Source organism: Dapis hubbardiae BLCC-M172 (assembly GCF_050016015.1).
Classification (GTDB): domain Bacteria; phylum Cyanobacteriota; class Cyanobacteriia; order Cyanobacteriales; family Microcoleaceae; genus Trichodesmium.
The window spans coordinates 1-8,341 of sequence record NZ_JBNHEQ010000117.1; the positions used below are offsets into that span (position 1 = coordinate 1).

At 34.3% G+C, this 8,341-nt stretch carries 7 protein-coding genes; 2 read left to right on the top strand and 5 right to left on the bottom strand.

Annotation, left to right across the window (positions count from 1 at the left end; all coding sequences use genetic code 11):
- Nucleotides 1-96: 96 nt before the first annotated feature.
- Together ACP6PK_RS10910 and ACP6PK_RS10915 are read right to left on the bottom strand one after the other, a co-directional pair.
- Nucleotides 97-2,175, bottom strand: a complete 2,079-nt coding sequence (locus ACP6PK_RS10910; RefSeq protein WP_426559620.1) for a dynamin family protein — start codon at nucleotides 2,173-2,175, stop codon at nucleotides 97-99.
- An 860-nt stretch (nucleotides 2,176-3,035) separates the two neighbouring features.
- The gene (locus ACP6PK_RS10915; RefSeq protein WP_426559621.1) at nucleotides 3,036-3,704 is read right to left on the bottom strand and encodes a phosphoribosyltransferase; all 669 of its coding nucleotides are present in this window, start codon (nucleotides 3,702-3,704) and stop codon (nucleotides 3,036-3,038) included.
- 490 nt (nucleotides 3,705-4,194) lie between these two features.
- Here ACP6PK_RS10915 and ACP6PK_RS10920 point away from each other — a divergent pair, with 490 nt between their 5' ends.
- Both ACP6PK_RS10920 and ACP6PK_RS10925 read left to right on the top strand, forming a co-directional pair.
- Entirely contained in the window at nucleotides 4,195-4,920 is a 726-nt protein-coding gene (locus ACP6PK_RS10920) for a uracil-DNA glycosylase (protein WP_426559622.1), read from the top strand.
- A gap of 200 nt (nucleotides 4,921-5,120) precedes the next feature.
- Nucleotides 5,121-5,624, top strand: coding sequence for a phosphotransferase family protein (locus ACP6PK_RS10925; protein ID WP_426559623.1), 504 nt, complete (start codon nucleotides 5,121-5,123; stop codon nucleotides 5,622-5,624).
- A 73-nt stretch (nucleotides 5,625-5,697) separates the two neighbouring features.
- On the opposite strand, the gene ACP6PK_RS10930 is transcribed toward ACP6PK_RS10925, so the two are convergent.
- From ACP6PK_RS10930 to pyrF, 3 genes are all read right to left on the bottom strand, one after another.
- Entirely contained in the window at nucleotides 5,698-5,931 is a 234-nt protein-coding gene (locus ACP6PK_RS10930; RefSeq protein ID WP_426559626.1) for a DUF167 domain-containing protein, read from the bottom strand.
- Between the two features lie 123 nt (nucleotides 5,932-6,054).
- Entirely contained in the window at nucleotides 6,055-6,714 is a 660-nt protein-coding gene (locus ACP6PK_RS10935) for a hypothetical protein (RefSeq protein ID WP_426559624.1), read from the bottom strand.
- 683 nt (nucleotides 6,715-7,397) lie between these two features.
- Nucleotides 7,398-8,111: an orotidine-5'-phosphate decarboxylase gene (pyrF, locus tag ACP6PK_RS10940; RefSeq protein WP_426559625.1), complete on the bottom strand. Its 714-nt coding sequence runs from the start codon at nucleotides 8,109-8,111 to the stop codon at nucleotides 7,398-7,400.
- Nucleotides 8,112-8,341: the final 230 nt, after the last annotated feature.

The window sequence follows — 8,341 nt, forward strand, 5'->3', positions numbered from 1 at the left end:
GATTTTAGTCACTTCGCGTGCTCTCTTAATAATTATTTTACTCTCCAGTCTCTAACTTGGAGAAATTATCCCCATCATTTTTTTCTTATTCCTTCCTCAAGTAATTGCTCTTACAAAATTATTATAGACATTCTCAATTTTTTCATACTCAGATAACACATCAGTTTCTAACTGCTCAAACCTAGCTAATTCTTCTCCACGATTAATTTCTCGTTCCTCTTTTTGCTTAACTAAATTATCTAATTCACTCTGGCGAGATTGAATATCATCATCTATCCTTTCACTTACTTCTTGCTCATAACTATCAAAGCATTCTTTAATAGCATCATGGACTGGTTGCCACTGTTCTTGAGCAACTTGAGGTAAATGTTTTACCAGCTCCTTTTTAGTGACTTGAACTAATTGTTTTTTGGCTTGGTCTGCTTGCATTACTCCCACTCCTAAACCTAATAAAGCTAAACCAACCGGACCTAAAGTTATGCCAGTTATTGTAGCAATAATTGTTCCTATTCCAGCCACAGTAACTAAGTTTAATAAAATATTTTTCCAATCAAAACCAGCTCCAGCCATTGCCATTCCAGCAATATTTCCTCTAGCTAAAGAAAATAATCCCATCGCCCATTTTGCCCAAGTGGGAGAGTCATCTTCTTCACCATAACCGCTGAAAGAATTAACTTTTTTACCTGTAATTTTTTCAGTAATTTTATCTGTAACTTTAGTGTAAGAAGCACCATAATGAGCAGCCATTCTTGATAGTTCTAAAAATGCTGCATCCATTTCATTTTCCACAGTTATTGTCCAGGCAGCTAATTTATCATTAATATATTGTTCAAATGCTTTTTTTAGTTCTGCTTCAAACCCTTCTCGTTTATCGTTATTCAGAAAATCCATAAAGTTTAAATCTGGCTGATAATGTAAAAAATCAGCCTCGAAAGTATCACCTAAATTTAAAACATAAGAGCGAAAAGAATCAGCCACAACTCTAGCTTTATTATCACGAACCGTTCTAATTTCCTTTTGGAATTCGTCACGAATTTCTGTAAGTTTTTTAAACTCCGGTTCCACAGAATTAATCCTAGCTTTTAACTCATTTACATCCTCATCTAATAAAGGCTTTCTTCTAGCGATCGCCTCTCGAACATGACTATTAGCTTGACTAGCTAAAGTTTGAGCTTGTCGAAATTCTTGAACAGCTCTTTCCTTCGTTAAAAAATAACTCAAAGCACCCATAAACTCTGGAAAACCTGTTCCTTCTAGAGAAGCAAAACTATCTTTTATCCGCCGTCGTAAAGCAGGCAAAGCAGATATTGCAAATACCCTTTCTTGATAAATATCTTGACCATCAATCACACAATATTCAGCCAAATTAGCATGAAAAACTTTTCTAACTTTTGCCTCTGCTTCTTCTAATTCTTCCGCATCATCCGGGTCAATCAAACTTTCTCTAACTTGGTCAAAAGCATTAATCAGAAAAAATACAGTCAAACCCCTATCTTTAATATAATTTTCTAAATAACGACGTTCTCCCAAAGTACAAGGTTGAGTTGCCCTCATCACAAACAAAATGGCATGACAATTATTAATATATCCCAGAGATAATTCATTCCTAGCCTCCGTATCATTCAATCCCGGACTATCAACAATTTCTATACCTTTTTCTAATAGTGGCAGAGGATATTCAACCATAGCATAATCAACATCAGGAAAAGCTTGTTTATTCTCCTTTTCTAATCTTTTCGCTTCTGCTGGATCGATTGTATAATTGCGCTTAAAAACTTTAACATCTAAATCTTCAGGACTTTTCCCATCATTAAAATAAATCGTTACTTTTTTCTGCGTTCCATAGCGCAAAATAGTTAACAAAGCCGTGCAAGGATTAACATCACTAGGAAGAATATTTTCACCAATCAAAGCATTTAAAAAAGTGCTTTTACCTCGTTTCATATCTCCCAAAACCATTAATCGAAATACACCATCTCGGAGATTTTTACTAGCAACCTTAATATCCTCTATTTCTCTTGCCAAACCCAACTCACCAGACGTTTTTTTACCTGCTAATTCTGCTGTTTCTAAAGTCTCAGACATTTTTCCTAAACTATGAGCAACATTAGCACGAACTTCCGCTACTTTTGCCAAATCTTGAATAAAATTTTCAGCTTCTATTTTGTCAATCATTTTTTTTATTTTCTAAGAGAATAGGTATAACTTTAAGCATTCAGCTCAAGTCAAAATTTACTAATGTAAAATATTTCACTTTTACCGAATAATTAAGGTTTAAAGCCTCTCCTTTAAAGGAGAAACAATGAATTTATTTTCCTTTGATTCAATCCTCTTCCTTTTAGGGAGAGGTAATTATCAATTATCCATTATCAATTATCAATTATTGAACAATTTCCTAACACTTTTTCGTAGTGCTATAACAGAAAACAAAAAATCTACTTTAATACTTGAGCTAAGGATTAAGATAACACAAAAGTGTTTTTTATTTCTAATTCCTTCTTAAAAATTTTATCCTTAACGAATTAAATCTGCAAAACTATAAATATTTAGAATTAATATTATGTCCGGTAGCATTGGTATTGCAAGTGAGAAGGTAAGGAAGAAGTAAGAAGGAAGAAGGAAGAAGTTTTAAGAGAAGAAAAAACCTTATATATATGGCGGTAGATATTTCCCCAACTTTTACACAAACGATACAAAAGGACATGATATAATATTTCATTAATTGATAATTGATAATTGATAATTGATAATTACCTCTCCCTTTTAGGGAGAGGATTGACGAATAAGGAAAAGATTTATTTTTTTCCCCTTGAAAGGGGAGGCTTCAAGGCGTGAATGATCTAATTATTTAATTGTTTAATTATTAATTATTTCGGTAAAATTGAGCAACCTGTTTTAATACCAAATTAAAAAAAAATAGTTATAATTAGAAGCTATCGTAGTATTGCTCTAGCCCTAAAATAGATATTGCTAGAGCAATACTACAAACAAAAACTTTCATTACTGATAACTGATAACTGATAACTGATAACTGACTATAACCATTCCGTTTGTTGCTGTAAACAAGTCAAAGCAACCTCAGTTTCCACTTGAGTAAACTCAGTATAAAATCGACTTACACTCAAAAATGGTCGAGGAGTCTTTAACACAATTAAGCGATCGCAACACTCCCTCAAATCTGGAAGTAACTCTGGAGGTGCAACTGGTACACATATCCAAACAGCATTAGGTTTCTGCAACTGAATAGACTTAACTGCAGCTATCATTGTCATTCCTGTAGCTATTCCATCATCAACCAATATCGCTAACTTATCTAAAGAACTAATTTCTGGTTTTCCCACACTCAGCTTTTCTAATTGATATAAAGCTTTTTGTTGTGCTTTTTGAATCAGAGCAGATTGAACTCGTAAACTCCGTGGTTTCTGCTTTGACCAAACTATACAACCATCTGCCGTTATAGCACCGAGAGCTAATTCTGGATTAGACGGTAAAGTAATTTTCTTAGCCACCACCACACTCAATGGACAACCCAAACGACGAGCAACTGGCACTGCAACTGGCAACCCTCCTCTCGGTAGAGCATAAACAATAGGGTTAAATTGCGAATTTGTGGTTAACTTTTCATGGCAAAAGTTGGAAAAAATAACTTCGGCCAACTTTCTTCCGGCATGAGCGCGATCGCGAAATATATGGATAGATGACATAATTCTGCCCTCCAACTATTGGTATAGCGCGTGCAAGTCAAAAATCAAAAGTCAAAAGTCATGCATTAAGATTTTATAGAGAGCTATAGAACTTTGAGCATACAATAATTTAAAGTTGGAAACTATTTGTTTTGACATCTTTAAAGTGAATTGGTATTACAATCTACTTTATACTTACATTCTAGTTAATAGTCTTTAATTTTGAAGCTTTTGACCTAACACTCTAAACTATATACAACGTGCTATTTGTTCTTATATAGCAATCCTAAATGATTTGTGAAAAAAACTGTAGGGATAGCCTCCAAATCCTATTTTAGCTTGGGTTGGGAAACCAAACTCCTATAATAAAATTTTACATCCTATTAAGTATTTTTAGGATTGCTATATCGCACCAGTTAAAAGTAATATTTTAGCTTTTGACTTTTAACTTTTAACTTCCCTGAAAATCTTACTTTTGACTTTTGAATTTTGAATTTTGACTTCCCGAATTATGTCTAGCGAAAAACAACTCAGCCTCTTTGACTTGTCAAACAATGATGACTCCTCAGAATCTACCTCTGACTCAGACTCGGACTTTAACCTAATTCCTACAGATGTTAAAATTCCTATTCCATTAGGAACATATCAAACAATGGAGCAAATAGCTGTTCATTGTAACAAATGTCATAGGTGTGAACTAGGAGAAAACCGGACTAATGCTGTCATTGGTAGAGGCAACCCCAAAGCAGAAATTATGATTATTGGGGAAGCACCAGGACAAAATGAGGATGAACAAGGTCTGCCTTTTGTGGGTAGGTCTGGGCAACTACTCGATAAAATTTTGCAGTCTGTCGAGTTGAGTAGCGACGACGTTTATATATCTAATGCTGCTAGATGTCGGCCACCGGAAAACCGGACTCCTACTCCTAAAGAAATAGAAGCTTGTAAACCCTACTTATTAGAACAAATACGTCTTGTCAACCCCAAAATTATTCTTTTAACTGGGGCAACAGCGGTTAAAGCTTTGACTGGTGATAAGCGAGGTATTACTAAAATTCGGGGTCAATGGATGGAGTGGGAGGGGCGACTTTGTATGCCCATTTTTCATCCATCTTATCTTTTGCGTAACCCTTCTAGAAAACCTGGTAAACCAAAGTGGTTAATGTGGCAAGATATTCAGGCAGTTAAACAAAAGTTAGAAGAGCTTCAAAGTGATAATAATTCCATAGATTTTTGAACAAAGTCTTTTGTAGGACAGGCAAAATATTGTACTGTCCAGTTATTAATTATTAATTATAAAAATTGCTATAGTTAATTTTAAATAGTATTTAAGTTTGCATAGTCAAATGAGCAAAATTTCTGTTACTTGCTCAAATACAAATTAAATCACTTGAGCATATAGATCGCTTATTAAGTATCGGTTTTTCTGCCCGAACTTTGGCAACTTTATCAACTCAAATTGATGTTTTATTTAATGATGACAATGCTCTATCTGAATTTAATGAAGTAAAAATTAAGCAGCTACAAAAACGTGCAATACATCTGAAAAATTTATGCTCCAAACTGGCTGAATATAAAATACCGCAAACATTAATCCATGGCGATTTACACTTAGGAAATATTGCCTTTTATAACAATAACTACATCATTTATGATTGGACTGATAGTTGTATTTCTCATCCTTTCTTTGATATGTGTAAATTATTTTTTTCCGATAAAAAACGACTTTTTTTATCACCATATGAATATCTGAGCCAATGGACGGCTTATGAACCAAAGTCACGTTTACTAGAAGCTTGGAAATTAACCAAGCCTTTGTGTGCTTTACATTATGCTATTACATACCAGTATATTATTGCCTCTTTAGAACCAAGAGCAAAACAGGAGTTTGAAGGTTGTATACCCAATTTTATGAGACAACTTTTGCAGTGGAAAATTTAAGTAGAGTTTGCTAAAAAAGTATTTTTGCACTTGGCAGGGAGTAGGGAGTAGGGATTAGTATATGGTTTTATTATTAAGTTTCTGGCTGAGAAATTTCAATCAATTTATTTTTGGAATATAAACCAGATTTAATCGTAATTTCTGATTTTTTCACATTAAACTTTTTTGCCAATAGTTTAATTAATTCTTGATTAGCTTTACCATCGACAGGAGGAGATTTTAAACATACTTTGAAACTGCCATCTGCTTCAGCTTCAATACTTTCTTGTTTAGAATTTGGTTTAACTTTTACTTTTAAAATAGTCATACTTAAGTTATACAACACTTTTAATTTCAGTAGACCATAGTAAGGAGATTTTATGGAAAATATCTACTTGGTTTGGGTTTTGACGTAAATTCATCAATCTGAAAAGCAGTTTATTACTTTCTCTCATCTGCTTCCTCCTTCCTCTATTATTCTTCCTTTTTCCTGAAAATAACATCCTTTTAACCAAGCTTTAATACCTCTAGCAAATACTCCATTAATACTTTTTTCTGGTTGGGGCGGTATATTTTCTAGTAAACTTTCTTCTATAGAAAACATATTAACTAATTCCCATTGTGTCTGATTTTGCCTCAGAAATAACCAATGAAATTGTTGTAACTCTACTACCTGACTATCTTGATATTGTCTTTCTAAAGTTGTGAGAAAAATTTGATTAATATCCTCCTGTATAAAAGACGTATCATCTATTGGTAAAGGTTCAAACTCAGGACGACCTGCAATAACTATATTCCTTTTTAAATAATCCTTATTTGGTTGGCGATCGCGTTGAATTTCTCGATTAACATAACTTGGTAAATCTAACATTAAGGCTGCCACTAGAATTTCTAAATTATCAGAATTTTCAGGGCAAGTAGATTTTTTTTTCGGTGTTTCAGTAGGTTTTATTTCTTCTTTTATTTGTCTTTTAGGTCGTCTAGGTTTTCTCCTTCTAACAATTATTTGATTGTTGATAGTAAAAAATATAGAACTAGGTAAAAATAAATCGAAACTAACTGTACTAATAATCGTGATTATAGAAATAAATATTCTCAAATAAAATAACATTCGGCTTTAGGATTATCATATTAATATCTCCCTGAAAGTTATCATGTCTGAAAATAATTTACTGTTCAGTAATTTTTCCAAAGAATTTACAAATCAAATTTTTCAACTATTTAACCTCATACCAATTTCAACGCTCTAAATTTAACCAGAGTTACTTGTATAGCGCTACGCGCAAGTCAAAATTCAAAATTCAAAATTCAAAAGTAATCTCTGACTAAATTTCAGAATTTACCGAAAAATTGGGTTTAAAGCCTCCCCCTAAAAGGGGGACTTTATGTTATACTTAAAAAAGCGGAAAGGTATTCAACCGCTCTAAAAACCTATAGCTACCGAGCCTTGTAGCGTTTGCACCTTGAAAACTAGAGTTATGGAGTTTTGTACACCGAATGCTTGTACATGGAAAAGCTCTAAGCAACAAGTATCAGAGAACCAAAGTTTTTTTTAAGGTTTGAACTGTACCGTAGGGCATACGGAAACAGGCTCTTGGAATAGAGCAAACGCTTGGGGAGAGAACCGCCTCTGAGTTAGGTCCTGTAAGGTGTTTAATTTAAGTGGACTCGTTGAACCAAGAATCCTGGTTTCAGGAGAATCTCCGCGCTTTTATGCCGGAGAGTATGTCAACAATGCCTTAACCTAAATGCGTAGTGCTATAACTGATAATTAAACACCAAAGTCTCTTCTTTCTAAATCTCTTCAATTTCTTGACAAATACGTTCCAAAGCCTCTTTTGGGTCAGCAGCAGCAGTAATAGGTCGGCCAATCACGAGATAATCAGCACCAGCTTTAATGGCCTGACTAGGAGTAAGCGATCGCTTCTGGTCTCCTACCTCTGCCCAACTTGGCCTTATTCCCGGACAAACCAAGACAAAATCATCTCCACAAACTCGCCTCAACTGCTCCACTTCTTGAGGAGAACAAACCGCCCCACTTAAACCAGATTCCTGAGCCAATAATGCCATCTGCAAAGCATATTCTGGCAACTCTAAAGGAATTTTTAGGTCAAAAGCTAAATCACGAGATGTCAAACTTGTCAAGATAGTAATAGCTATTAACTTTGGTGAGTTTTGCCCTGTAGCTTTTGCCCCTTCCATAACAGCTTCTTGTGCTTTAGTCAAAGCTGCTCTACCAGCAGTAGCATGGATAGTTAGTAGATCGACACCATAACTAGCAGCAGCTCGACAAGCTCCAGCAACAGTATTAGGGATATCATGGAACTTTAAATCTAGAAAAATCCGTTTCTGACGTTGTTTAAGAATTGAGAGAATCTGAGGGCCACAACTAACAAACAATTCTAGACCAACCTTCCACCAGATTATTTCGGGTAGTTTATCTATTAAGGCGATCGCTGCTGCCTCAGTCGGAACATCTAAGGGAACGATAATTTTATCAATAGTCATTACTTTTGCTAGACCATAAAACAAAACTAAGACGTTATAGTTTTGACAACTTTTTACCGATGAGAAATTTTCCTAGACTCTGAGTCTAAAATTTTCTCTACTAAATTTTTCTGACTATGAGTCTAAGGTAAAGTATGGAAAATTTCCACTTCTCTATTTTTCGGCAGTCAAAGACAAAACTAAGACGTTATAGTTTTGACAACTTTTTACCGATGAGAAATTTTCCTAGA

Bases quoted from the DNA above. Each gene is read 5' to 3' on its own strand.
- ACP6PK_RS10915 (WP_426559621.1), bottom strand. From the start codon at position 3,704: ATGTCATCTATCCATATATTTCGCGATCGCGCTCATGCCGGAAGAAAG.
- ACP6PK_RS10935 (WP_426559624.1), bottom strand. From the start codon at position 6,714: ATGTTATTTTATTTGAGAATATTTATTTCTATAATCACGATTATTAGT.
- ACP6PK_RS10930 (WP_426559626.1), bottom strand. From the start codon at position 5,931: ATGACTATTTTAAAAGTAAAAGTTAAACCAAATTCTAAACAAGAAAGT.
- pyrF (WP_426559625.1), bottom strand. From the start codon at position 8,111: ATGACTATTGATAAAATTATCGTTCCCTTAGATGTTCCGACTGAGGCA.
- ACP6PK_RS10910 (WP_426559620.1), bottom strand. From the start codon at position 2,175: ATGATTGACAAAATAGAAGCTGAAAATTTTATTCAAGATTTGGCAAAA.
- ACP6PK_RS10920 (WP_426559622.1), top strand. From the start codon at position 4,195: ATGTCTAGCGAAAAACAACTCAGCCTCTTTGACTTGTCAAACAATGAT.